The organism is Microcystis aeruginosa NIES-2549 (assembly GCF_000981785.2).
Lineage (GTDB): Bacteria > Cyanobacteriota > Cyanobacteriia > Cyanobacteriales > Microcystaceae > Microcystis > Microcystis aeruginosa_C.
Genome location: NZ_CP011304.1, coordinates 244,559 through 270,052 on the forward strand (window position 1 = coordinate 244,559; position 25,494 = coordinate 270,052).

General features: G+C 43.3%; 20 protein-coding genes and 1 pseudogene. 12 read left to right on the forward strand and 9 right to left on the reverse strand.

Features of this window, described 5'->3' with window-relative positions:
• Positions 1 to 13: 13 nt before the first annotated feature.
• The 4 genes from hpsP to myaer_RS01295 all read left to right on the forward strand — a co-directional run bounded on the left by hpsP (position 14) and on the right by myaer_RS01295 (position 4,061).
• On the forward strand, positions 14 to 1,174 hold the full coding sequence (hpsP, locus tag myaer_RS01280) for a hormogonium polysaccharide biosynthesis glycosyltransferase HpsP (RefSeq protein WP_046660625.1): 1,161 nt from the start codon (positions 14 to 16) through the stop codon (positions 1,172 to 1,174).
• A 563-nt stretch (positions 1,175 to 1,737) separates the two neighbouring features.
• Positions 1,738 to 2,304 carry a glyoxalase-like domain protein gene (locus myaer_RS01285; RefSeq protein ID WP_046660626.1) on the forward strand — a complete coding sequence of 189 codons (567 nt, stop codon included), beginning with the start codon at positions 1,738 to 1,740 and terminating at the stop codon, positions 2,302 to 2,304.
• 49 nt (positions 2,305 to 2,353) lie between these two features.
• Positions 2,354 to 2,695, forward strand: a complete 342-nt coding sequence (locus myaer_RS01290; protein ID WP_046660627.1) for a hypothetical protein — start codon at positions 2,354 to 2,356, stop codon at positions 2,693 to 2,695.
• A gap of 28 nt (positions 2,696 to 2,723) precedes the next feature.
• Entirely contained in the window at positions 2,724 to 4,061 is a 1,338-nt protein-coding gene (locus tag myaer_RS01295; protein ID WP_046660628.1) for a flotillin family protein, read from the forward strand.
• A 176-nt stretch (positions 4,062 to 4,237) separates the two neighbouring features.
• Here the strand turns inward: myaer_RS01295 and hemL are convergent, their stop codons facing one another.
• Positions 4,238 to 5,539, reverse strand: coding sequence for a glutamate-1-semialdehyde 2,1-aminomutase (gene hemL, locus myaer_RS01300; protein WP_046660629.1), 1,302 nt, complete (start codon positions 5,537 to 5,539; stop codon positions 4,238 to 4,240).
• A 422-nt stretch (positions 5,540 to 5,961) separates the two neighbouring features.
• On the opposite strand from hemL, the gene dnaN reads away from it, so the two are divergent.
• The gene (gene dnaN / locus myaer_RS01305; protein WP_046660630.1) at positions 5,962 to 7,110 is read left to right on the forward strand and encodes a DNA polymerase III subunit beta; all 1,149 of its coding nucleotides are present in this window, start codon (positions 5,962 to 5,964) and stop codon (positions 7,108 to 7,110) included.
• 159 nt (positions 7,111 to 7,269) lie between these two features.
• Here dnaN and myaer_RS01310 read toward each other — a convergent pair whose 3' ends face one another.
• The 4 genes from myaer_RS01310 to myaer_RS01330 all read right to left on the reverse strand — a co-directional run bounded on the left by myaer_RS01310 (position 7,270) and on the right by myaer_RS01330 (position 12,440).
• Positions 7,270 to 9,321: an FAD-dependent oxidoreductase gene (locus myaer_RS01310; RefSeq protein WP_046660631.1), complete on the reverse strand. Its 2,052-nt coding sequence runs from the start codon at positions 9,319 to 9,321 to the stop codon at positions 7,270 to 7,272.
• A gap of 244 nt (positions 9,322 to 9,565) precedes the next feature.
• Positions 9,566 to 10,129 (reverse strand): Uma2 family endonuclease, encoded by a 564-nt coding sequence (locus tag myaer_RS01320; protein ID WP_046660632.1) that lies wholly within the window; start codon positions 10,127 to 10,129, stop codon positions 9,566 to 9,568.
• A 163-nt stretch (positions 10,130 to 10,292) separates the two neighbouring features.
• The gene (locus tag myaer_RS01325) at positions 10,293 to 10,856 is read right to left on the reverse strand and encodes a Uma2 family endonuclease (protein ID WP_046660633.1); all 564 of its coding nucleotides are present in this window, start codon (positions 10,854 to 10,856) and stop codon (positions 10,293 to 10,295) included.
• A gap of 57 nt (positions 10,857 to 10,913) precedes the next feature.
• Entirely contained in the window at positions 10,914 to 12,440 is a 1,527-nt protein-coding gene (locus myaer_RS01330) for an AAA family ATPase (protein WP_046660634.1), read from the reverse strand.
• Positions 12,441 to 12,929: 489 nt separating this feature from the next.
• Between myaer_RS01330 and myaer_RS21475 the strand changes: the two genes are divergently transcribed.
• The 3 genes from myaer_RS21475 to myaer_RS01345 all read left to right on the forward strand — a co-directional run bounded on the left by myaer_RS21475 (position 12,930) and on the right by myaer_RS01345 (position 16,381).
• Entirely contained in the window at positions 12,930 to 13,199 is a 270-nt protein-coding gene (locus tag myaer_RS21475; RefSeq protein WP_080949698.1) for an EAL domain-containing protein, read from the forward strand.
• 76 nt (positions 13,200 to 13,275) lie between these two features.
• Positions 13,276 to 15,120, forward strand: a complete 1,845-nt coding sequence (locus tag myaer_RS01340) for an EAL domain-containing protein (RefSeq protein ID WP_046660636.1) — start codon at positions 13,276 to 13,278, stop codon at positions 15,118 to 15,120.
• A 259-nt stretch (positions 15,121 to 15,379) separates the two neighbouring features.
• Positions 15,380 to 16,381 (forward strand): phosphoribulokinase, encoded by a 1,002-nt coding sequence (locus myaer_RS01345; protein WP_046660637.1) that lies wholly within the window; start codon positions 15,380 to 15,382, stop codon positions 16,379 to 16,381.
• Between the two features lie 50 nt (positions 16,382 to 16,431).
• Here the strand turns inward: myaer_RS01345 and myaer_RS01350 are convergent, their stop codons facing one another.
• The 3 genes and pseudogenes from myaer_RS01350 to myaer_RS22615 all read right to left on the reverse strand — a co-directional run.
• Positions 16,432 to 17,145: a response regulator gene (locus myaer_RS01350; RefSeq protein WP_046663568.1), complete on the reverse strand. Its 714-nt coding sequence runs from the start codon at positions 17,143 to 17,145 to the stop codon at positions 16,432 to 16,434.
• Between the two features lie 656 nt (positions 17,146 to 17,801).
• On the reverse strand, positions 17,802 to 18,863 hold the full coding sequence (gene mtnA / locus myaer_RS01355; RefSeq protein WP_046660638.1) for an S-methyl-5-thioribose-1-phosphate isomerase: 1,062 nt from the start codon (positions 18,861 to 18,863) through the stop codon (positions 17,802 to 17,804).
• 63 nt (positions 18,864 to 18,926) lie between these two features.
• A pseudogene (locus tag myaer_RS22615) lies at positions 18,927 to 19,001 on the reverse strand (IS200/IS605 family transposase); the annotation flags it as partial.
• 176 nt (positions 19,002 to 19,177) lie between these two features.
• Here myaer_RS22615 and myaer_RS01360 point away from each other — a divergent pair.
• Entirely contained in the window at positions 19,178 to 19,471 is a 294-nt protein-coding gene (locus myaer_RS01360; RefSeq protein ID WP_149039018.1) for a hypothetical protein, read from the forward strand.
• Positions 19,472 to 19,979: 508 nt separating this feature from the next.
• Here the strand turns inward: myaer_RS01360 and myaer_RS01370 are convergent.
• Positions 19,980 to 21,227 carry a hypothetical protein gene (locus myaer_RS01370; protein WP_046660640.1) on the reverse strand — a complete coding sequence of 416 codons (1,248 nt, stop codon included), beginning with the start codon at positions 21,225 to 21,227 and terminating at the stop codon, positions 19,980 to 19,982.
• 55 nt (positions 21,228 to 21,282) lie between these two features.
• Between myaer_RS01370 and myaer_RS01375 the strand changes: the two genes are divergently transcribed.
• The 3 genes from myaer_RS01375 to myaer_RS01385 all read left to right on the forward strand — a co-directional run bounded on the left by myaer_RS01375 (position 21,283) and on the right by myaer_RS01385 (position 25,437).
• Complete coding sequence (locus myaer_RS01375; protein WP_046660641.1) at positions 21,283 to 21,990, forward strand: Crp/Fnr family transcriptional regulator; 708 nt, start codon at positions 21,283 to 21,285, stop codon at positions 21,988 to 21,990.
• 228 nt (positions 21,991 to 22,218) lie between these two features.
• The gene (cutA, locus tag myaer_RS01380; RefSeq protein WP_046660642.1) at positions 22,219 to 22,557 is read left to right on the forward strand and encodes a divalent-cation tolerance protein CutA; all 339 of its coding nucleotides are present in this window, start codon (positions 22,219 to 22,221) and stop codon (positions 22,555 to 22,557) included.
• Positions 22,558 to 22,731: 174 nt separating this feature from the next.
• The gene (locus myaer_RS01385) at positions 22,732 to 25,437 is read left to right on the forward strand and encodes a phycobilisome rod-core linker polypeptide (RefSeq protein ID WP_046660643.1); all 2,706 of its coding nucleotides are present in this window, start codon (positions 22,732 to 22,734) and stop codon (positions 25,435 to 25,437) included.
• Positions 25,438 to 25,494: the final 57 nt, after the last annotated feature.

Below are 25,494 nucleotides of genomic sequence, written 5' to 3' on the forward strand. Positions count from 1 at the left end.
TTGCACCAAAAAGATGAAAATTCTTCAGATTGTTCCTTCGATTTCCCTTGTTTACGGGGGTCCTAGTCAAATGGTACTCGGTTTGTCAGCGGCCTTGGCACAACTAGGCCAAGAGGTGACTATTATTACCACCGATTCCAATGGTGACACGGGACAAGCACCCCTAGATGTGCCTTTGGGGGTCCCTGTTAGTCAAAATGGCTATCAAATCTATTATTTTCCCTGTTCTCCCTTTCGGCGCTATAAATTTTCCCTTGATCTGTTTACTTGGTTGGCAAATAGGGCAAAAGATTACGATATCGCCCATATTCATGCTTTATTCTCCCCGGTAAGCAGTATATCGGCTTTGATCGCTCGTTACCGTCAACTGCCCTATATTCTCCGTCCCCTAGGCACCCTCGATCCAGCAGATTTGCAAAAAAAACGGCAACTTAAACAAATATACGCCAATTTTCTGGAAAAACCCAATTTAGCGGCGGCGGCGGCAGTTCATTTCACCAGTCAGCAGGAGTGCCAAATCGCCGAAAGATTTAATATAAAAACTAAGGATATTGTCATCCCCCTAGGGGTAGATTTTTTTAACCCACAAGCTTTACCAGTAAAGGGTTTTGATCTTCCCGAAAATAAACCGATCATTCTCTATATGTCCCGTCTTGACCCGAAAAAAGGTCTAGATTTATTGCTGCCCAGTTTAGAAAGGTTGTTAGAAAAAGGCCTAGATTTTCATTTTGTCTTAGCAGGAGGTAATCCCCAAGACCGGGAGTACGAAAATCGGATTAAAAATCAGATCGAGCGGTCAATATTGGGCAAAAATACGACAATTACCGGATTTGTCACCGGAGAAGTAAAAAATAGCCTCCTCGCTAGGGCCGATTTATTTGTTTTACCTTCCTACTATGAAAATTTTGGCATCGCGGTTGCCGAAGCTATGGCTGCCGGAATTCCTGTGGTCATCTCGGACCGGGTGGATCTGCATCCTGCGGTGGCAGCAGCGGCCGCGGGATGGGTGACAGCTTGTCAGCTTGAGGATTTAACTAATACTTTAGAAGCGGCTATCACTAATCCTGAAATTCGCCAACAAAAAGGGAAAAATGCCAGAGATTTAGTCTTAAATCAATACAGTTGGTCAGCGATCGCCGAACAGCTGTTAACCGTCTATCAAAATCTGGTCTGAGCTATCGATCGTCCCCTGCTCGCTCGAAGTCACAGACAGATTAAGATTTAGGCCATCAGGATAACCAGCACTAAAAATGCCAGTAGGGTTAAACCTGATTGCAGAAAGACGGGGAGTGCAAAAGAATTCATAACAGTAGCTCACTTTTCCAGGGATGGCTCTACCCCCCAATATAGGCTTTCATCTCCGCCAATTCCTCATACTTCCCTCCGCAATGTCATCATCTCATCATTTAAGTAGGTAGGCGTTAAAAATTATCAGACACCACCCTTATCAAGGGGGGACTATAGGGTAGGGTTGATTCATGAATCAACCCTACTATGAATCAACCCTAGTACTAAGGGGGGATCGAACCTAAAATCCATTTTTAATTTAATTATAACCAGCTACTTATTCATCCCATAGGAGAATTTGAGGCAGATTGTACTGTATTTAAACTGGGTAGGGAGCATTTTAATACAAATGTACAGAACTCGGTAACTCCCCACCCTGTTCACTTAAGTTTCAGCGCCATGATTATAATTAGGGAATGATAGAAATTCTTAGGCAATAGGATCACATCAGTGTTGATAAATCATCTTTTCTTCGGCGCTTTCCTACCCCTTGATACTCTCCTGTCCACCCAGGGGATTATGGTTATGCTTCTGGCCGCTTATGCTTTAGCCATGTGGATGTTTCTAACTAGCGCCCCAAAAGTTCATACAATCATGGTGACAGATTTGGAGACAGCCCGACAATTTTATGAAGGACTTTTAAATTTGCCCACGGCCGATGTCCCCCTCCATTACTATTACAATTATGAGCAGACGATGGGCAATAATATGATTGACCCATTTTATATGTCTAGTAATCCGGCTGTGACTACTGCCAACCCTTCTTTGGGAGATCAACCCCAGGGTTTATGGTATCAGTTAAAGAAAAATACCCAACTGCACATCGTTGCTGGGGCAACTGCGGGTTATAAGGATCGTCATCGTCACGTTTGTTTTGATCACGATTGTTTAGAACAAATTCTGATGCGGGTGGAATCACGACGCTTAAAGTATAAAGTTCGTCGCAATAAACCTTTAAATTTTTTGGTCAAAGATCATGCTGATCGCGTGATTGAAATGGCCGAAGTCTCGAATTAGTTAACGTTAATTAGATTGGGGGCAACTATAACGGTAAATAACTAAACTTATGAATGCTCAACTGCTCACAATCGTTTTAATTTCTTTAGGGGTAGGTATTGGTTTAGCCATCCTACTCCTAATTTTAGTCAAGTTAAGACGCTTCAATCAACAGGTAAATAGTATTGTCGATTATCACTCTCTCATCGGTTTAATCGGAGTTGTTCAAATCCCCTTCGATAAAAATAGCAAGGGGAAAGTGCGAGTTAATGTCGGAGATAGTCTGATCGATATAGTCGCGATAACGGAAGGGGAAGAACAATTTAATATCGGTGATCAAGCATTTATTCTCAGTTGCCGAGACAATAAGGTTTTAGTCATTGCGGAAAAGTATATCAGAGGCGATTTTTAATTTTTTCTAAACCAAAGGGTAACTAACTATGAATAGTCAAAATAATTCCTATCTCATCCAAATCAATCCCAATCAATACGACGACAACAATAATAACAACAGTGCCGCCAATTTATTATTGAATAGTGTTCCCATTGCTTTATTGATATTTCTGGGTATCGGTGCGGTTTGGTTTATCAATTCTTTTCTGTGTATTTGTAAACCCAATGAAGTAGTAATCCTGAGTGGGATGAAACGCAAATCAAAAGATAGACAAGATGTGGGGTATCGAGTGATATCGGGGGGTCGGGCGATTCGTATTCCAATTTTAGAAACCGTTAAACGCATGGATGTCACCACAACCCCGATCAGAATTGAGATTAAAAATGCCTATTCTAAGGGCAATATTCCCCTGAATATAGTGGCAATTGCTAACGTGAAAGTTAGTTCTAAACCTGAAATAGTCGGCAATGCGATCGAACGTTTTTTAGATCGAGATCGAGAAGAAATTATTCGCGTAGCTAAAGAAACTTTAGAAGGAAACTTGCGGGGTGTAGTCGCAACAATGACCCCCGAACAAGTGAACGAAGATCGCCTAAAATTTGCCGAAAGTATTACCAGTAACGTCAGTCAAGACCTGTTTAAACTCGGTTTAGAAATTGATACTCTCAAAATTCAAAATGTTGCCGATGACGTGGATTATCTTAACTCCCTCGGACGGGAAAGAATCGCTTTAGTCATGCGTGATGCTGAAATTGCCGAATCAAATGCCCTCAATGAAGCTGAACAAATAGTCGCGGAATGTGAGGAACAAGCAACCGTAGCTAAAACCCGCGATCAAATTATCATTTTAGAGCAAGAAAATGAGTTGAGAAAGTTAAAGGCAAAACTGGAACAACAGGCAAAATCGGAAGAAGAAATAACTATCGCTGCCGCTAAGGAAAAACGTGCTATAGTTGAGGAAAAATTGCAACAGGTTAGGGCAGAATTGGAAAGATTACGTCTCCAAGCAGATCAAGTTTTACCCGCAGAAGCGCAGCAGGAAGCCGAAACTTTCCGCGCTAGAGGAGAAGCGGCAATTTTTGAAGAAAATGCTAAAGCTGAAGCCTTGGTTAACGAATTATTCGCGGAAGTCTGGCAAAACACCGGCAGCGAAGCAGAAGCAATTTTCTTGATTCAACAGTTAGAAACTATCCTAGAGGAGGCGATTAAAATTCCTAGACGCTTACACCTCGATCGAGTTAATATCGTTGATAATGGTGATGGTAAATCCCTGGCTACCCTGATCAAAGTCTATCCCGAAATCGTCAATCAATTCCTCGCCAGTGTCCATCAAACCCTCGGTATTGATGTAGTGGGAACTCTCACCAATAAAATTGAAAAATAGCAGTCAGAAAAGCTACTAGACAGGCCTTCTAAAATAGATTGTAACCGAGATCGAGCCAGGTTAAAACCGCACTCGATCTCACCGACAAGAATCCCCGTCTTTTACAAGCGGGGAGATGTCAACTCATCAATACTTGGGACTCTATCAATCAATTTTCCCGGCCGAAGCAGCATTGACTATAAACTTGCTAAAACCTCTTTAGCTGCGGCCAAAGTCCGTTCGATATCGGCCTCTGTGTGAGCTAAAGAAGTAAAACCGGCTTCAAACTGGGAAGGAGCTAGATAAACGCCTCTTTCCAACATTCCCCGGTGAAAACGACCAAATTTAGCCACATCGGCCTTTTTGGCATCTTCATAGTTATGCACGGGGGAGCCGGTGAAAAACATTCCGAACATGGCACTGATATGACCTCCAGAAACGCTATGACCAGCATCTCTGGCCACTTTCAGCAGCCCTTCAATTAAGGATTTGGTCACTTTATCGAGATATTCGTAGGTGCCGGGGCGCTGGAGTAACTCGAGGGTTTTAATTCCCGCCGTCATGGCCAAAGGGTTGCCGGATAAGGTTCCCGCTTGGTACATCGGGCCAGCCGGAGCCACCATCGCCATAATATCAGCCCGACCGCCGTAGGCCCCCACCGGCAGCCCACCGCCGATAACTTTGCCGAGGGTGGTTAAATCGGGGGTAATGCCGAATTTTTCCTGAGCGCCACCGTAGGCGATGCGGAATCCGGTCATTACCTCATCAAACATTAATAGGGACCCGTATTCCTTGGTTAATTCCCGCAATCCTTCTAAAAAGCCAGCATCCGGCACGATAAAGCCAGCATTACCCACCACTGGCTCTAAAATCACCCCGGCGATAGAGTCGGGATTCTCGACAAAGAGGGCTTTTACCGCTTCCAGGTCATTGTAGGGGGCGGTTAAAGTGTTGTTAGTGGTGGTTTTGGGAACCCCCGGCGAGTCGGGTAGGCCCAGGGTCGCTACACCAGAGCCAGCTTTAACGAGGAACATATCGGCGTGACCGTGGTAACAGCCCTCGAATTTGATGATTTTATCCCGGCCGGTAAAAGCCCGCATTAAGCGCAGGACGGACATACAGGCTTCGGTGCCGGAATTGACAAAACGCACCATTTCAATGCTGGGAACGGCATCAATCACCATTTCAGCGAGAATATTTTCCTGGACACAGGGAGCGCCGAAACTGGTTCCTTTATCTAGGGCCTCGTGCAGGGCGGCAATCACTTCGGGATGGGCATGACCACAGATAGCCGGCCCCCAAGTTCCCACATAGTCGATGTATTCGTTACCGTCCACGTCGCGAATATAGGCCCCTTTGACGCTTTCAAAAACGATGGGTTGACCACCGACGGATTTAAAGGCTCGCACGGGGGAACTTACACCCCCCGGCATTAATTTTTGAGCGGCTGTAAAGATTTCTTTCGATTTTGTTGTTTGATACGAAGATGTGCTAACCAATCCTGTCTCCTTGTCTACTTGAGTCTATCGATTCCGGGGGAGGCCCAGAGCTTTGTTTTGTTAAGTTCCTGCTGCTTGTTCCATTTTAAAGATCACTGGCCTACATTTGACGCAATTTTTCCCTAAGAAAAGCGCTGGTCGGCTAAAGTCTCGGCTCTTCTGGGTTCTGTGTGATAAGTTTAACTTACTATATGATCGATCAATCTTTGTGTCCTCTGTGTCTGGAGTGGTTCCTTCCACTTTGACAATTTTTCCACAATCTTTTCAGAATTGCTCAAAACATCCTAGCAATGGGCGAAGTTATTGCTATTGATAGATTTTAGCCCGGAAAGAGCGATCAAAAAAAGCTCAGGTTTTCCACAGATTTTCCACAGGGGAATTCTTGCTATTATTTTTTAGCGTACAAAAAAACTATTCCTGCTATGAAATTTACCAGTAGTCAAAGCGAACTCAACAGCAATTTATCCCTAGTTAGTCGGGCCGTTGCCAGTCGTCCTACCCATCCGGTGTTGGGAAATGTTCTCTTTTGTGCCGATGAGGAAAAGGGCGAAATTAGCCTGACTGCTTTTGATTTGAGTTTAGGGATTCGCACCAGTTTTCGGGCCGAAGTGGTGGAAGGGGGTAAAATTACCCTGCCGGCAAAATTGCTTAACGATATTGTCTCTCGTTTGGGAGAGGGGGAAATCACTATCTCTGTGGAAGAAAACGAGAATGATGAGGAGCATAGTCTCGCTTTCCTGAAAACCGCCTCGGCACAGTTTCAAATTCGCGGCATGAAGGCCGATGAGTTCCCAGAATTGCCCACGGTGGCCGATGGAGAAATTGTTAATTTACCTGTAGTTGCCTTGACAGAGGGACTAAAAGGTGCTTTGTTTGCCGCTAGTGGCGATGAAACTAAACAGGTGTTGACGGGGGTGCATTTAACTAAAACCGTCGATTGTCTAGAATTTGCCGCCACAGACGGTCATCGTTTAGCGGTGGTACAAACTCCCCTAGAGGAGGTGGAAAGTGCCTCTGGTGGCTTTAATGTCACCATTCCGGCCCGGGCCCTGCGAGAATTGGAAAGAATGATGGCAACAAAACAAAATATCGAGACTATTACTCTGCATGTGGATGATTCTCAAGTCATCTTTGAAATGGGGGAACAGAGGTTAACCAGTCGTAAGTTAGAAGGGGCCTATCCCACTTATAATCAGTTAATTCCTAAATCCTTCGAGCGTTCTTTGGTTTTAGACCGCAAACAATTAATCCGTTGTTTGGAATTAGTGGCGGTTTTATCGGACCAAAAGAATAATTTAGTCAAGTTTAGTCTCGATGGCGAGAATAGTCGTTTATCCCTAGCGGTGGAGTCTCCCGATTTAGGTAGCGCCAAAGAGTCCATGGCGGCGGAAATTCAGGGAGAAAGTGGCGATATTGCCTTTAATGTTAAATATTTAATGGACGGTTTGAAGGCTTTACCCAATAATGATATCCAAATGCAGTTAAATGCTAGTACCCAACCGGTTATTTTTACCCCCTTGGGAGGTTTAAAGATGACCTATTTGGTGATGCCGGTACAAATTCGTCAGTAATTTTTCTCTAGCAATTACCTCAAGGAGTGGGAGACTTTTCCGCTATCAGCTTTCAGCATTTGTTTGGCAATTGATTAGAAAGTTTTCTAGTTATTATCACAGTCCGAGTCCCTGACTGCTGAATGCTTAAAGACTCCTGACTCCCCCAATTCTGGTTAATTAATACCAATCATCCATCGACCGGAAAATTGAGGCATCGGGGAACACAGTGGGATTACCACTAGCGTCGATTTTTTGCCGTAATTCTCGCAATTGTTTATTGCCGATGAGAAAATCACTTTCTACTAATTGATAGGGCAGTACATTATTATCTAAAGCATACACTGCCGTGATGCCAGCAGCTACCCCAGAGGACCACTCGAAGGAATGGACACGATAGGCGGCCGCGGCAATATGACTGAGAGCGATACTTTTACCCGATATCAGTAAATTATCGATTTTTTGGGGAATTATAGCCCTTAAAGGAATCTCGAAGGGGTAAGCTTGGCCCTGTCCCTGTCTTTCTCCTGCTTTTTCTGTATTACCCGGTTTTTCGGGGGGATGTTCCGTCATGCAGGGATGAAAATCAATCGCATAGTGACCGATACCGACGGAATCGGGGTAAATGGTCGAGCGCTTGCGTTTAACGGCCTGATCGGGGGATAATGTGCCATCAAGTACGGAAAATCCCTCTAATCCTGCCAAGGTGGCAATTAAGCGCCGATATTCTGCTGGGGAAAGATTCTGACGATAGAAATCGCTTTGAAAATTTTGTCGGGAAATATCGATTTCCGTGACGGTAAAACCAGTGGGGAAAGTCAGGGAAGGACGACCGATAATCCGTCTTGCTTCCCGAATATAGGGGTATTTTGACAAACCGTGGGCAGTTCCCATGGGAGAATCAAAACCGGACAGATAACGGTTATTCAAATGGGGAACTTTTGCCCCGTCCCCTAACTGGGAATCGGTGGTTCCTTCTACTAGCCAATAATAGTAGGAAATGGCGTGTTCTTCGCCCCTTGCGAGGGTTTCTGTGCGTAATCCTCCCATCCATCCCCCGGGAGATAACTGTCCTAACTCTTGCAACTGTTCACGCGTGTAGATAAAGTTATCCTTCCCAGTCCCCGGACGATAATCATTTCCCCAGGTCCAATTCTGCATGGAAATATCCCCCGGGACGGGTTCGGTAAAAGTAATTCCCCCAAAGGTTTTTTCTTTACCCAGTTGTGGACTCCAGATACGACGATAGGTGAAAACTAGGTCAAAATCGGCTAATCGCGGCAATTCATAGCTAAAATAGGGGGCATAGCGTTCATAATAAACGGGTTTCTCGTGGGTTTGTGGTTTTTCTGTTTCCTCCATGGCGAAGGTATAGGTAAAGCCTTGGGTACAGTAGGGGTCGCCAGTGACGCTAGAGGAAGAAGGTTCGAGATAACTGCGCTTATCGACCCCTAAACGGTAGGGAATATCTGATAATCCGATGATTTCCCCGGTTTCGGTCGCTTCAATCACATACCAATCTGCTAATTGATTCGGTTGGGAGGATTTGGAGACAAAACGGAGGATTTTTTTATCAAAACGGGGAGAATTTTCGTAGCGATAGATATCCTCCATTTTTTGCGATAAAAACTCGGTATTTAGGGGAGGAGTACCTTTTGCGGGACTATGTTGAATGGCAATTACACTGGTAATCTGTTGACCGGTGCCGCGATTGGGTAAAGTTTCAATATTTAATTCTTTGACTACCGTGGAGGGAAACCATTTCAGGGTTCCTTTACCTTTTTTGGCAGCGTCTTCTAACTGTTGAAATAATAATTTATGTCCGTCAAAAGGGAAAAAACAAGACCCACTTACCCAACATTCCCCGGGGTTTTGTTTGCCGTAATGCTTTCTAATTCTTTCCCTAAATTCTAGATAACCTTTCGGGAAAAATAATTTTTCTCTTTGTGTCCGTCTTTCATCTAATGCGGAGGTTCCCTGAGAAGATATCTGTCCCCCCACCCAGTCGGTAATCTCGGTTAAACAGACGGTTTTTCCTAATAATAAGGCTTCGTAGGCCGCACCGGCACCGGCTAAACCACCACCCACCACCAGAATATCACAGCCGACGGTTTGATCCGGTTCTCGCGGGGGGGCTGCTAGGGTGAGGGGAGTGAAAGCTTGCAGGAGAAATAATCCCAGAGAGAGGGATTTAAGGGGAGTAAAGTGATGATTGAAAATTTTAGGGGACATTATTGACAAATATCAATGTTGTGGCTGAGAGTTTCCTCTTTCTTTGAAGAAGTAGCCAGAGCATCTGTTCCTGAAATCCTGATGGTTTTTTTTGGGCGATATTGAGAACTTTGTAGCTTGATGCTGGCTTTTGAGAGATTATACACCTTCAAGCTGACAATCGATCGCTTTTCCGGAAATGTTTTGACACAATAGAGATAGCCTGATTCTGTCTCATTCCCTTTGTTATTCCCTGTCATCCTTCTTAGGTTAAATGCAAAACAAATCCGGGTAAGACATCTTCCCCAGATAAAATCGCAGGTAAATTAATAATTTCCACACTGCCATTTAGTCGGTAGATTTCCACCTGCTGCTGTTGAGGATTAATCAACCAACCCAAACGTAAACCACTGGCTAAATATTCGCGCATCTTGTCGCGTAAAGAGGTTAAAGAATCGCTACGAGAACGTAATTCAATCACAAAATCGGGACACAAAGGTGGGAACTTTTCTCGCTCTTCTGCGCTCAAAGCTTCCCATCTCTCCCGTTTTATCCAAGCAACATCAGGAGAACGATATCCTCCCTTTGGTAAACGAAAAATTGTCGAAGAACTAAAGACTTTACCAGAATTACTTTGACGATTCCAAATCGTTACATCAGCAATTAAATCAGCTTCTCGATTACCGCTATTTCCACCCACGGGAGGCATAATTAATAATTCTCCTTTCTGATTACGTTCTAAATTCCATGTTTGATTGTCCTGACAGAGATGATAAAATTGTTCATCGGTCAGATTAACTGTCTCGATATTTAACACTACAGTTTCCATAATCACTTCTACTTTTTGCTACTTTATACACTATAACTCATAGCAGTTATCTTAATGGTGAGGTGGGAAGTCTCTGGTTTTAGGGAACGCCTGAACTGCTGTATCAGTTATCAGTTCAGGGAAAAATATGTGTAATTAATTCTGTCTGGGTACTCAATCCTTCTTAGGTTAAATGCAAAACAAATCCGGGTAAGACATCTTCCCCAGATAAAGTAGCAGGTAAATTAATAATTTCCACACTGCCATTTAGTCGGTAGATTTCCACCTGCTGCTGTTGAGGATTAATCAACCAACCCAAACGTAAACCACTGGCTAAATATTCGCGCATCTTGTCGCGTAAAGAGGTTAAAGAATCGCTACGAGAACGTAATTCAATCACAAAATCGGGACATAAAGGGGGGAACTTTTCTCGCTCTTCTGCGCTCAAAGCTTTCCATCTCTCCCGTTTTATCCAAGCAACATCAGGAAAACGATATCCTCCCTTTGGTAAACGAAAAATTGTCGAAGAACTAAACACCTCACCAAGTTGAGTTTGCTCGTTCCATACCCCCACTTTAACAATCAAATTAGCTTCTTGTTTACCAGTATTTCCACCCACGGGAGGCATAATTAATAATTCTCCTTTTTGATTACGTTCTAAATTCCATGTTTGATTGTCCTGACAGAGATGATAAAATTGTTCATCAGTCAGATTAACTGTCTCGAGATTTAACACTACAGTTTCCATAATCGCTTCTCCTTCTTGCTACTTTATAAGAATGGCTATATCGTGATTAATCTCAACCTATTTACCTAATTGACTCTCTAAAAATTCTGACCAATTGGGGTTAGTAGTGTCTAGGGAAATTAGATAGGGTTGTTCTTTTTCATTAAAAGGTTCTGTTTTCTCAATTTGGGCATTTAAAACCTCGATAGTAGCGTCAGAAATATCGCCTTTTCTAGCGGCAATCCGTTGTTTTAAAACTTCTATAGGTGCGTGACAATGGACAATATGAAAAGGAATCTGTAAATTTTTTGCATAGGTTAATAAGGGTTCTCGCCAAGCATATTTATCATAGCGTGCATCGAGAATAACTGGATAACCTAAAGCTATTAAAATTCGGGCTAATTCCTCCAGTCTAGCAAAGGTTTTTTGACTCATTTCGAGACTATATATATCTAGACTTCCTGTTTGATTTAAGTCAATTCCAGCCAAATGTTTACGAACTGCATCGGAACGAATCTGAATAGCATTAAGATTTTGAGCAATTACTTTCCCTATGGTACTCTTACCCGATGCAGAAAATCCCGACATCAGAATTAATCTCGGTTTCTGCGGTTGTGTGTACTGCCAAGCTAATTGATAATAATCCTGTGCATTGGCTTTAATTTTCTCGGAAAAACTGTCACCATCAAGCAAAAAACTATTGACTTTTGCCCTCACATACGCTTGTCTAGTCAGGTAGAGAGGCAAGACTTTTAAACCCTCCCAGTCGGCGGTTTGTTCTAGATAAGTATTGACAAATAAATTAGCGAAATCTTCTCTCCCTCTAGCGGTTAAATCCATGGCGGTAAAAGCAAGATCATACATGACATCAACGAAGCGAAAAGATTCATTAAATTCTATGCGATCAAATAATTGTATTTCTCCCTGCCACTGACAGATATTATTTAAATGTAAGTCGCCGTGACATTCACGAATCATCCCTTTTATTTGTCTTTCTTCTAACCAATCTCGATGTTCTGCGAAGAATTTATCTGTATAAGCTCTCGTTTCATCGTATTGTTTTTGGGTTTGGACAAAATTAATATATTTCTCGGTTTGTTGATAGTTTTCATCAAAAGCTTGTTTAATAATTTCTAAATTACCAAATTGACTAATATAGGAATTAGTCAGAGATTGCCGATGAAACTGTGCCACCTTTTCAGCCAAAGACTCTATCGCTTTTTCCGTTAGTTCTCCCCGTTCAAAAATTTTACTCAGTAAACATTCTTGGGGAAACTGATTCATTTTTAAAATGTATTCAATCGCCTTTCCTTTTCCATTTAAACTTATGCTACCCATTTCATCATTAATTGACAAAACTTCCAGATAGATACTGGCGGCAACTTTTTTATTTAACTCTAGTTCCTGTTCTAGATAATATTTCCTCTTTTCTAAAGTGGAGAAATCTAAAAAATTATAATTAACTGGTTTCTTGACTTTATAGGCATAATCTCCTGTCAAGAAGATCATTGAAGCATGGGTTTGGATAATTTCAACGGGAATTTTAACAGAATGAGGATAAAAGTCGGGATTTTTTAATTCTTCGGTTAATCGGTTGCTATCCATAGGGAGAACTCCTCGGTGGTACATCTCATTTTTGTCAATTTACTAAGTTGGGATTTTTAAAGGGAAAATCTCTGCTAAAATAGGACTTTGTTTCTGATTTTATCACTCAATCTGGGCCCTTGAGGGTTTCTACTCCCCAAACCTCGTTAGGGAGGACAGGACTTCGCGACCCACGCGCGTGGTTTTAGATGTCCGTGGAGAAAGTGCCTCCCCCAAAGGTCAGAAAGCATTAGCTTTGCAAATGGGATGCTTACACTCGGTTATCCGTACATTTGTATTAGTTTGTTGCTGATAGTCGGTATTTCTGCAAATCTGAGGTGCAGCAGGTCTAAATTAATGAAAACTGCATCATGCAGGATGAGAGCTTTGTCAACTAAGCTTTGAGCGACCTGCGGGAATTATGGGTACAGTTAGTTTTAGATAATTTTGCCACCGACTATTCCTCATTAAGTTATATTTATAAATACATCTTCGACACTTTGAAGATCGATCGATCAAACCTTTATCCAATCTTTACAATCAAAAACCAAGCATTTAGCCATGTTATCGACTATGATCGGCCTAGGACAGAATTTGAATTTACGAGTTATTGCCGTCGGGGGAGAAAGTTTACAACAGTTGGATATTTGCCAACGTCTCGATTGTGAAGAAGTACAAGGATTTTGGTTGACTCGGACTTTGAACCCAGAAGATGTGACACAATTACTGTTAAGTAACTGTTCCGAATTCCCCCAACACTTTATTGAGAAAATAAATTAACTTAAAGACGAATAAGCCATGGCTTTTGAGGGAGTATATTAACTTATATTTTTAGTTTTGTCGAGGTGCAGAAAAAATGATTAATGGTTCATCCAATACCCGTTATCTCCTCATTGTGGAAGATCCTCAGGGGAGAAGAACAATTACCCTAGAGGAAATGAAATATTCTCTCGGACGTAAGTCCGATAATCAAATTGTTCTTCGCTCCAAACACGCGTCTCGCTATCATGCGACTTTAATTAAAAAGAGTATTGATCGCCAAAAATTTTCCTATTGGATTCTTGATGGTGATTTAGAGGGAAATAAAAGTCATAATGGCATTTATGTCAATGGGTCTAAATGCTTAATTCATGAATTAAAAGATGGTGATTTAATTAACTTTGGCTGTGATATAAATGCCAGTTTTCATTTAATAGCCAGTCAAGCAAAAATAGAGCAAGCACCAGTTAAAAGTCTAGGACAGTTACAAGGGAACCTGACGGAAAATCAAACCCATTCTAGCCAGAATGACCTCCATGCAAAAAGTACCTTAATTATCCATCAATCCCCATCCGAAATCATTAGTTTTGATAGCCAGATTCAAGAGGAATATTCTTCTATTGTTTTCACGGATTTACCTAACCGTTCTCTCTTTAATGAATATCTCTCAAGTGCTATTAATAATGCCCAGAAAAATAATAAACTGATCGGGCTGTTATTATTGGACCTAGAGCGGCTAAGAAATGTCAACAATCAACTAGGTTATCGACTGAGAGATAAACTATTAAAAATCTTAATTGAACGTTTAATAAAAAGTTTGCGATCAGAAGATATAGTCGCCCATTGGAGAGGGTATGAATTTATTATCTTGCTGCCACAAATTAATGATGCTAATGATCTGGAAAAAGTTAGTCAAAGAATTATTAAAACCCTAGAAAGTAATTACGAAATCGAAAATCACTCCCTAGTCGTGCAATTAAGTTTAGGTTCAGTTATCTATCCCCCCGACGGCACAGACAGGAAAGTAATATTACAGAAACTGGAGGAAAATTTAGTAGCAGTCAAGAATAATACAAATAATAACCCCCAGATAGAGTCAGTTAATGTTCCCTCCAAAAATACTCGTAGTTCTAAAGTTGAATATTTTCTCTATCAGGCAATGAGAAATAATGAATTAGCTCTTTACTATCAACCGCAAGTTAATATCCCTCAGAGGCAAGTGGAAGGATTGGAGGTATTATTGCGCTGGTTACACCCTCAATTCGGATTAATCGCTCCCAATCGTTTTTTACCCTTAGTCGAAGAAAGCGAGTTAATCCTTGAGCTTAATCGTTGGGTGCTAAAAAATGCCTGTCAACAGGCACAAATATGGCAGCAGCGGGGATTATTATACACTCCCATCTCGATCAATCTGTCCCCACACCAATTGCGCGATCCCCAGTTGTTCACCACCCTAAAAGAAGTCTTGACTGAAACCAAAATCGGGACTTTCTTTCTGGAGATGGAAATAACCGAGACAAGTTTACTGGAAAATAGCCGCGAAACCAGTCGAATTCTTGGGGATTTGCAGAAATTGGGTATTAGTATTACCCTCGATGATTTTGGCAGCGGTTACGCTTCGATCGCCTATCTCGGTCAATTTCCCGTGAAAAAACTGAAAATAGAGCAATCTTTAACAAAAAAACTGACGATTACTCCCCAAGATACCCGTTTTATCTCGTCATTGCTGGCGATAGCGAAAAGTTTTAACTTAATAGTGATCGCCAAGGGAGTGGAAACCCAGCAACAACTAGAAATCCTGCAAGAATTAGGTTGTGAGAGAATCCAAGGCAATCGCATCAGTTGCCCCCTAGCAGTGGAGGAAATGACTAAATTTCTCCACATCCACCGCACGCTCTCAGTAATCAGTGATCAGTTACCAGTATCAGATGTGGGTTTTTAGTGAGGAGGGTTAAATAGCATTAACAGCGCTGTCCTTTCACTGATCACTGTTTACTGTTTACTGATCACTGATTTTGGTCACTGATTCCGGTATGATCTGAACAGAGAATCTAGTATTAAATACCTACTCATTCTAGCGTGAGGCTCTTGCCGAACCTGTCAGCAGCAGAAATTTGTGGCGGCGGGGTGCTGCTGGATCCAGAGTCTGGTTTAATTACATACTATGGGTTAACAATTAGTTGTGTATTTAGAGGGAAACTATGGCCAATAAGCCAGAGCGCGTGGTTCTAATCGGTGTAGCTGGGGACTCCGGTTGTGGGAAGTCTACTTTTTTACGTCGTTTGACGGATTTATTCGGGGCCGAGTTTATGACGGTGATCTGTTTAGATGACTACCATTGTCTCGATCGCAAACAGAGAAAAGAGGTGGGTGTCACCGCACTCAATCCGAAAGCGAATAACTTTGACCTGATGTATGAGCAGATTAAAGCTCTCAAGGAAGGTCAAGCCATTAATAAACCTATTTATAATCATGAAACGGGGATGATCGATCCCCCCGAAATCATCGAACCGAATAAGGTAATCGTGATCGAGGGACTACACCCCTTATATGATGAACGAGTGCGGGACCTATTAGATTTCAGCGTTTATCTCGATATTAGCGATGAAGTCAAAGTTAACTGGAAAATTCAACGGGATATGGCCGAGCGCGGTCACACCTATGATGATGTGATGGCGGCTATTAATTCTAGAAAACCGGATTTCAGTGCCTATATCGATCCCCAAAGACAGTACGCTGACGTGGTGATTCAAGTGCTGCCCACCCAATTACTTGAAGATCATGAAAGTAAATTACTACGGGTACGTTTAATTCAGAAAGAAGGGGTGGAAAACTTTGAACCCGCTTATCTGTTTGATGAAGGTTCCACCATTGATTGGCGGCCCTGTGGTCGTAAATTGACCTGCGCTTATCCCGGCATTAAACTCTACTATGGTCCAGATGGCTTCTTGGGGAATGAAGTGTCGATTCTGGAACTAGATGGTCAATTCGATAACCTGGAAGAAATGATCTACATCGAAAGCCATTTGAGCAAAACTGGCACTAAATACTACGGTGAAATGACCGAATTACTGCTCAAACACAAAGATTATCCCGGTTCTACCAATGGTACGGGTTTATTCCAAGTATTGGTCGGTCTCAAAATGCGTGAAACCTACGAAAAACTAATGGCCGCTGAAGCAAAAGTGGCAGCCCAAGTCTAGTTTCTAGTTTTGAGGGAGCCAGCATTCTACCCGGGTAGGATGCTGGTTTTTTAACCCACTAATCCCGATCGCAGGGCCAGCACTGCCGCTTGAGTCCGATCATCGACACAGAGTTTATTTAAGATATTGCGGACATGGGTTTTCACCGTGCCGATGGTGATATAGAGTCGGTCGGCAATGTCGGCGTTACTGCAACCGGCGACAATCAAATCCAGAATTTCTAGCTCTCGTTCCGTTAGGGGAGCATTTTCCAGTAATTGGCGACATTCCGGGTCAACCCCCTCAATTATCACTTTTTTGGCCTCGGCGGCTGCACCCACGGGAACATTTTGGCGCACTTGTTGCAGGACAATATTGGCGATTAAGGGATCGATCCAAGGATTGCCTTCCTGGGTGGAATGAATCGCCTCGACTAATTTATCGACGCTAATATCTTTCATACAGTAAGAATCAGCCCCAGCAGTAAAAGCCGCTAAAACCGGTTCTTGGGTTTTGTGCATGGTTAGCATGAGAATCTTCGTGGCCCGGCCGTCCTCGCCGCAATTTTGTTTGAAACGCCGCACTAACTCGATCCCGTCGATCGTCGGCAAACCTATATCGATGATCGCAACATCGGGTTTAGCCTCCTCTAGCAGCCTCAGTCCCTGTAATCCATTGGTGGCTTCTCCCACCACTTGAATACCTTCTCGATACTGGAGGGCTGCCACCAAGCCCATGCGTGTTAGATCGTGATCTTCTATAACGATAACCCGCACTTTATCCATGTTCTTTTCCCAGTTGATTTTATTTCCACTTACAGCGTTGCTCATAAAGATTTCTCATAAGGATGAAATATGAAGGAATTTGGCATCATCTCCAGACGACCAGCTACTGTGCGGCGTTGCCCGTTCCAAGGTCTCCTCAAACAAGAGACTTCGTACCTCACCATTAAGATAACTGCTATAGTAAAAGCCCTGCTGCCAACGATACTTAAGTTTCCCCTCAAATCTACACTTTACCACTCCGATTTTGGTCTTTACCACCCCATTATAACATCCTTTAAATCTCGATTAGGTAAAGATTTAACAAGAATACATCTTTGATCTACTTGGACTTTAATAGATATAGAATTGGGTTCTGGTTTAATCAATTTTTTAGCTTATCTTAACAAAAATCTCTTAAATAAACAAAAAAGCTAAATTTTGACCTTAATTAGCATTAATTAGCTCAATAATAGTATCTAAATGTAGATAATTTCTCAAAATTACTATCTTCCTTGATATTATCGCTCTAAGCTATTTTTGTCTATTTGTCAATACCGATCTGACCGATTTTAACCCCTTCCCCGTCACCTCCAATCTGATTGAGGCTGAATTTTTCCCCACTGTGCCAGTCGATATCAACAAATAAAAATGGTGTTAGTAGGGAAAAAGCTTACCCTCTAGGAGTCCTGTAAAAAAATTAATTCAGCAGGTGTTACCGATCCTTTTTCCGTGATGATTGCGGTGATTAAAGCGGCGGGAGTAACATCGAAAGCGGGGTTATAAAAGTTAACATCTCTAGGGGAAAGGGTAGTTGTCCCCACCTGATAAATTTCGGCACTATCGCGCTGTTCGATCGGTATACCCGTACCATCCTTAAGGGAAAAATCCACCGTCGATAGGGGTGCGGCCACATAAAAAGGCACATTATGAGCTTTTGCCAGCACCGCGAGGGAATAGGTGCCGATTTTGTTGGCCGTGTCCCCATTGGCCGCAATGCGATCGGCCCCAACGATCACCGCATCGATCAGTTTTTGCTGCATACAGTGGGCCGCCATGCTATCGGTGATCACGGTGACGGGGATTCCCTCCCGCACACATTCCCAGGCAGTTAATTTTGCCCCTTGCAGCCGTGGCCGGGTTTCATCTGCATACACTTGTATTAATCTACCAGCCGTCCAAGCGGAACGAATTACCCCTAAAGCAGTGCCATAACCAGCCGTGGCCAGGGAACCAGTATTACAGTGGGTTAGAATTGTCAGTTTTTCCGGCTGCTCCGGCAGCGCCAATAAACCATGGTGACCGATCGCCCGACAGGTTTCCACGTCTTCTTTTTGGATATTTTGGGCAGTTTCAAGGAGATTTTTGCTAATTATTGCCACTTCTGGTCCACTTTCCCTGGCCACTTTTAGCATTCGCTCGATCGCCCAGAATAAATTCACCGCCGTCGGCCGGGTTTGGGCTAATCGATCGGCTACTCTAGTTAAATCAGCCAGAAATTCCTCTGTCTGGTCGGTTTTAATTTCCTGCGCTCCTAAAACCATACCGTATGCAGCCGCTACCCCGATCGCCGGAGCGCCGCGGACAATCATCGTTTCGATCGCCCGGGCCATGGACTCACTGCTGGTGATCTCAACTTCCCCATACTCGTTCGGTAAACGGGTTTGATCGATCAGCCAGACTTTGTTATCTTGCCAACGTACCGGATATATCGAGTTACTCTCGGTATTGTTTGTGGTCATAAACATTTTTGATTCAGAATTAGCCAAATTTATCGAAAATCTGGGTTTAAACCCGTCGTAGAACGACGGGTTTTCTCGATCCCTAATATAGCACTTGAGAACTTCCAATGGCGCACCTCCCACAGAAGAAACAAAATACAGCCTTTCTCACAAATATGAAGTATAATGTTTTCGATAGCTAAATTGTCCCCCAAATCAAATCCTATCCAGTAGAGTTCCGTCAGAAAATCCTAGACTGTTATCATAACAAACCTATTTCTCTAAGGCAATTAGCGAAAAGATTCTACCTAGCCTTAAGTTTCGTACAAAAGCTTTTGAAAAAATCTCCAGAAACGGGAGATATTCGACCGAAGACTTATCGATGCTATCATTATTCAAAACTCACGCAAGAACAGATGATCACCCTTGATGAGTTAATTGAGGAAAATAATGATGCGACTCTAGCTGAATTATCGGAACTATTCCTGGAAAGAACTGGTATAGTGTTAATTGTGGCAACCGTGGCAAGAATAGCCGAACGATTGAGACTGACCCGCAAAAAAACTCAACACCCGATAGAAAAAGAGACAAAAAGAGTACAAAAACTTAGACAAGAATACAAAGGATAAAATTATAAACGTACAGGAAAAAAACCTTATCTCGCTTGACAAAGCTGGTTTAAACATATCTATAATCATAACCCAAGCTCCCTCGCTTAAAGGAACTAGATTACACAGAACTCAACCTATCAAAATTTCTGCCAATGTGGGATGCCACCAATGTGCTGTTACTTACACAGAATTTTTGGAGCAATATAAGACAGTAATTACGAGTAAACATCATCGATTAGGAGGAAAAAAACTGGTCAAAATTATCCTATTAAAAGACTTAATAATATCTTTCGACAAAGAATTTATCGGTTGCTGAGAGAAAGTCTATCTTTCTCTAAAAAAATGGAGAATCTCGTTGGGTAGCCCTTTGATATTTTATCCATGACTACAATGCTCAACCGGCAAAGCATTAAGCCTCCATCACTGCTACCGAATCACCAGCGTCGGGCTGAGTATTCGACCCAATTACCCTAAAAATTCTATTCACCCCTAAATTCTGACTTTTAACCGAGGCTGAGGTGGATTTTTAAGCATTATTTACATTCTGACCTCTAAGAGCCGAAAATAAACAGAGACGACCCAAACCCAAGATTGCTGGTGAGAAGGTTTCCTGGCTGGGGGCTTCTAGATTGCAGCCAGCAAATTCTTGCTGAATTTCTGTTAAGAAATAGGGCCAAATGGTCAAGAAAAAATTACCGCTAAAAATTATTTTATCGATATCCTCAAGACTTTTTTGCTGTTTTTCTAACAAATCATTAATTTTTTGTCTTAAATTATCTAGATATGGTGCAATCACCTTCTTATTTAAATCGGTGCGACTGACCGTCCAAGTATGACCAGCTAGAGAGGAGGTAAATTCGCTTTCTTCTTGGAGGATTAATTTGGTTAATCTAGCGGCTGCCAGTAAAGATTTTTTTAAGGGATTAGTATCGGTGAGATCCGAAAGCGAAAGCGGCAAAAAAGAACGCCAGACTTGCCCCCTTCGACTTAGCTCAGGGCAAGCTGAGCCAAGTCGAAGGAGAGGATAAATTAACTGAGAGACTATTGCCCGTTCATAGGTGTTTTCCCCGTAGTTAAAATGGCTTAGAGCGATTGCCGGACGGGATAAAGAGCAAGTTTGCCGTGGGACTTCCAGCAGCGCTAAAGTGGTAGTCTCTCGTTTACCTTCGACTACTAGTAGGGTTTGGGTTTGGGGTTGGTTGCTAGTGGGAATATAGGCCAGAGCAGTAGCGATCGCTGTTTCTAGACTAGATAGGCGATCGGGGGGTATTAGTTGCGCTCTGAGAAGGGCTTTTTTTAGGTCATCCGTGGGGGTTTCTCCGTCATCGGTAATAATGATAGCTTCTAATCGCTCTAAGGCTTCCCAGAGCCAAGAATCGGTGCTAAAATCCCGATTAGATAGCCAGCTAATTAGATATTCTTCCACCTGAGAGCAGGGTAAGAGATCGCTTGTTCCCGTTGCCAGACTCCAAGAAAGAGGATAAAAATCGATCAGTCCCTGGCTTTCCCGAAAAAAAACGATTTTCACCCCTGGTGGTTGTACCTCCATTCCCAGGGACCAACGGGCAACTTCAGGGGTTCGATCGGGCAACAATAAGGGAGAAAGAAGTTCTCTGGCCGATTCTAAATGTTGACGAGTGGCGATAATTGTCTCGCAACTAAATTCTTGCGGATTAACTAGAGACGAAATCACCTTGGCAAGAATCAGATCGATCTCGGTCAGTAGGGAGGAAAAATTCGGTTTATCGGTCACTAGATCACTAAAAATACCCACAACTGTCTATTGTAGAATCACCCACTTAAAACGAACAAAATTTAAATATTAAACCATGGAAGAAAAACGCTATCCCGCGGAAAAATCAGCAGAAATTCAAAAATTATTGGATACAGCCAGTTTACTGGTCGGTTTATCGCCTGAAACCCTCGATCAAGTTACTTCTCATGTTGTCACCCGCACTCATCCCGCTAATCGGGCAATTCTATTAGAAAATGATTGGGGTGGTTCGGTTTACTTTATTCTCGATGGTTGGGTGAAAATTCGTACTTACAATATGGATGGCAAAGAAGTCACCTTAAATATCATCGGTAAAGGGGAAATAGTCGGAGAAATGGCCGCTTTAGAAGAATCTCCCCGCTCCACTGATGCTATCACCTTAACCACGGCCACAATTAGCAGTATTCCCGCCCAAGATTTTGTTAATCTGCTCAAATCGGAGCCTTTAGCGGGAATTCGTCTTTCTCAGTTAATGGCCAAGCGTTTGCGTCAGCTTAACCGGCGTTTACGTTTGCGCGAGGCCGATAGTCTCTCCAGAGTCGCCGATACTTTACTCTTTTTAGCCGAAGGTCAAGGAGAAAAAAGCGGCCAGGGTGCGATAATTCCTAATTTACCTCACCGGGAATTGAGTAGTATTAGTGGACTGGCCCGGGAAACCGTGACCCGATCCTTGACCAAATTGGAGAAAAAAGGCCTGATCCAACGACAGCAGGAATCTCTCTGTATTCCCGATCTGGCCGCTTTAGAAAAAGCGATCACCTAAATTCAGTTATCAGTTATCAGTTATCAGTTATCAGTGATCAGTGATCAGTGATCAGTGATCAGTGATCAGTTATCAGTTATCAGTTATCAGTTATCAGTGATCAGTTATCAGTTATCAGTTATCATACTAAATCCAGTTATTAAAGACTGATTATCTATTCCTCCTTTTGCCTTTTGCCTTTTGCCTATTGCCTATCTTCACTAGGAAATTTATTTTGCACGACTACTTATGACTGAAAGATTAACTGGTTTTGGAGTGGTGCTGGTGACAACGGCCAGCGAAACGGAAGCGGAACACCTAGCGATCGCCTTACTTAACGATCGCCTGGCTGCTTGTGTCAGTATTTACCCGATTCGTTCCATTTATCGTTGGCAGGGACAGATTGAAAACGAGCGCGAATGGCAATTAGCGATCAAAACCGATTTAAAGCAGTTTGAGCAGTTATCGGCGAAGATACAGGAACTGCATAGCTATGCCGTCCCGGAAATCATCGCTTTACCTCTTGTTGCGGGTTCTCAGACCTATTTAGACTGGTTAGCCTCCCATACAGGTGGGGTGTCAGAATAGACCAATCGGCAACTTTAGCGAAAAAAATCTATATAATTCTTAATAAACTATCTCAGGAAGCGCAAAAAGTTTTAATCTAGATGCTGATTAAATTTTTAAACATCTGGTTTTAAGACCGATCGCCTCCACGATTGGAGAACTCAGCACATCGTCAAGGGAGATAGTTAAAATCCAATGAGTCTTAAGGCAAGCGGTGGCAGCTCCTTAGCGCGTCCCCAACTCTATCAAACCGTCCCAGTATCTGCCATTACCCAAGCAGAACAACAAGACCGCTTTCTCGATAAACCCGAACTCAATGAACTGATCGCCTACTTCCAATCGGGGAGCAAGCGCTTAGATATTGCCCAAACGCTCACCCGGAACTCCGATCTGATCGTCTCGCGGGCAGCTAACCGGATTTTTACCGGTGGTTCCCCCATGGCTTACCTAGAAAAACCCCCCGTGGAAGAAATGGCCCTGGTGGGTGCGGGTAAAGTTATCAACGTCCAGGAAGGGATGAAATTAGGAACCGTTACCTACGCTGAAAGCGGCTCTGGTGGCGGTGGTGGCTTCCTCGGTGGCTTAAAGGGGATTTTCGCCTCTAGCGGCCCGATTCCCCCCGGATTCCGACCGATTAACGTCTCTCGTTACGGTCCGAGCAATATGCAGAAGTCCCTCCGGGATTTATCCTGGTTCCTGCGTTACATTACATACGCGATCGTGGCCGGCGATACCAGTATCCTGATCGTTAATACCCGCGGTTTAAGGGAAGTTCTCGAAAATGCCTGTTCCGTCGATGCCACCATCGTGGCCCTACAGGAAATGCGGTCCGCTTCGATCGAGTATTTCCAAAGAGACAAGGATGCGGCCACTTTAATCAGTGACTATTTCAATATCCTACTGGGGGAATTAAAAGCCCCCACCCCCTCTAATAAACTGCGTCAGCGTCCCAGTAGTGACCAACAGGGTTTAAGTCTTCCCCAAAGCTACTACAACGCCGCCGAAAAACGGCAAAAGTTTGTCATGAAAACCGGTTTATCGGAGTCGGAAAAATCTTCGATTATCAAGGCCGCCTACAGACAAATTTTTGAACGGGACATCACCCGCGCCTACAGTCAGTCCATTTCTGACCTAGAATCGAAGGTGAAAAACGGCGACATCTCGATGAAAGAATTCGTCCGTCGTCTCGGTAAATCGCCTCTCTACCGCAAACAGTTCTTTGAACCTTTTATCAATAGTCGCGCCCTAGAATTGGCTTTCCGTCATTTCCTCGGTCGCGGTCCTTCCTCCCGGGAAGAAGTGCAGAAATACTTCTCGATCGTCTCTAGCGGGGGTTTAGCGGCGTTAATCGATGCTTTAGTCGATTCTCAGGAATATTCCGACTATTTCGGCGAAGAAACCGTTCCCTATCTCCGGGGTTTGGGTGCAGAAGCGCAGGAATGTCGTAACTGGGGGATGCAGATCGACCTGTTTAACTACAGCGCACCTTTCCGCAAAGTTCCCCAATTTATCACCACCTTTGCTAAATACGATCGCCCCTTACCAGATCAGCACGTTTACGGTTCCGGAAATGACCCCCTAGAAATCCAATTTGGGGCAATTTTCCCGAAAGAAACCCGCGAACCTAGTTCTAGTCCCGCTCCCTTCGGTAAAGATAGCAAACGTATCCTCATCCACCGCGGACCTGCCACTAATAACCAAAATAGCAACCCCGGCGCCCGAGGTGAATTCCCGGGTACTTTGGGACCGAAGGTTTTCCGTCTCAATAACGAGTTACCCGGTTCTAGCAATGGGGTGAGCGTTAAATTTGGTGAAAGTTCCACCCAAAGAGTGATTTTAGCGGCTTATCGTCAGGTTTTCGGTCGAATGCCCTACGAGGGTCAGCGTTTATCCGTGGCCGAGATTAAGCTAGAAAATGGCGATATTACTCTGCGCGAGTTTATCAAAACCCTAGCTAAATCCGAGGCTTTCCGGAAAATCTACTGGACTCCTCTCTATGTGGTGAAAGCGATCGAATATATTCACCGTCGTCTGCTCGGTCGTCCCACCTACGGTCGTCAGGAAATGAATCAATACTTCGATATCTGCTCGAAAAAAGGCTTCTATGCTTTAATCGATGCTCTGATCGATAGTCCTGAATATACGGAAGCTTTTGGCGAAGATACGGTTCCCTACGAGCGCTATCTAACTCCCCAAGGGATGCAGTTACGGATGGTGCGTTTGGGTAATCTCCGCGAAGATATCGGCCAAAGAGTTGATAAAGAGGAAACCCCGCGCTTTATTGAATTGGGTACACCTTCGGTCTCGATTCGCACTGAACCCGATATTCAATCTCGTGTCGGTCAAGGTGTCACGGTTCAACGGGAACAAACTAAGATCTTTAAACTGTTAACTAATCTCGATAAAGTTGCCGTACAAAATACTGTTCGCGCTGCCTATCGTCAGATTTTTGAACGGGATCTCGAACCCTATATCATCAATGCCGAATTTACCGCTTTAGAGAGTAAATTAAGCAATGCTGAGATCACGGTGAAAGAGTTTATTGAGGGTTTAGGTGGTTCGGATCTTTACCTGAAAGAATTCTATGCTCCCTATCCGAATACGAAAGTAATTGAATTGGGAACCAAGCACTTCTTAGGTCGCGCTCCCTTGAATCAAAAAGAAATCCAGAAATATAACCAAATTCTGGCAACTAAGGGGTTAAAAGCCTTTATCGGTGCCATGGTTAATAGCATGGAATACCTACAATTATTTGGTGAAGATACGGTTCCCTATCGTCGTTTCCCGACTCTACCGGCCGCTAATTTCCCCAATACGGAACGCTTATACAATAAGCTGACCAAACAGGATAGTGAACTGGTTGTCCCCAGTTTTAAACCAGTAGTTAAGGTCGGTGGCTAATTAGTCCTTGAAGTTAGTTAATTTAGCTCGTGTTCAACACGAGCTTTTTTTTAGTTT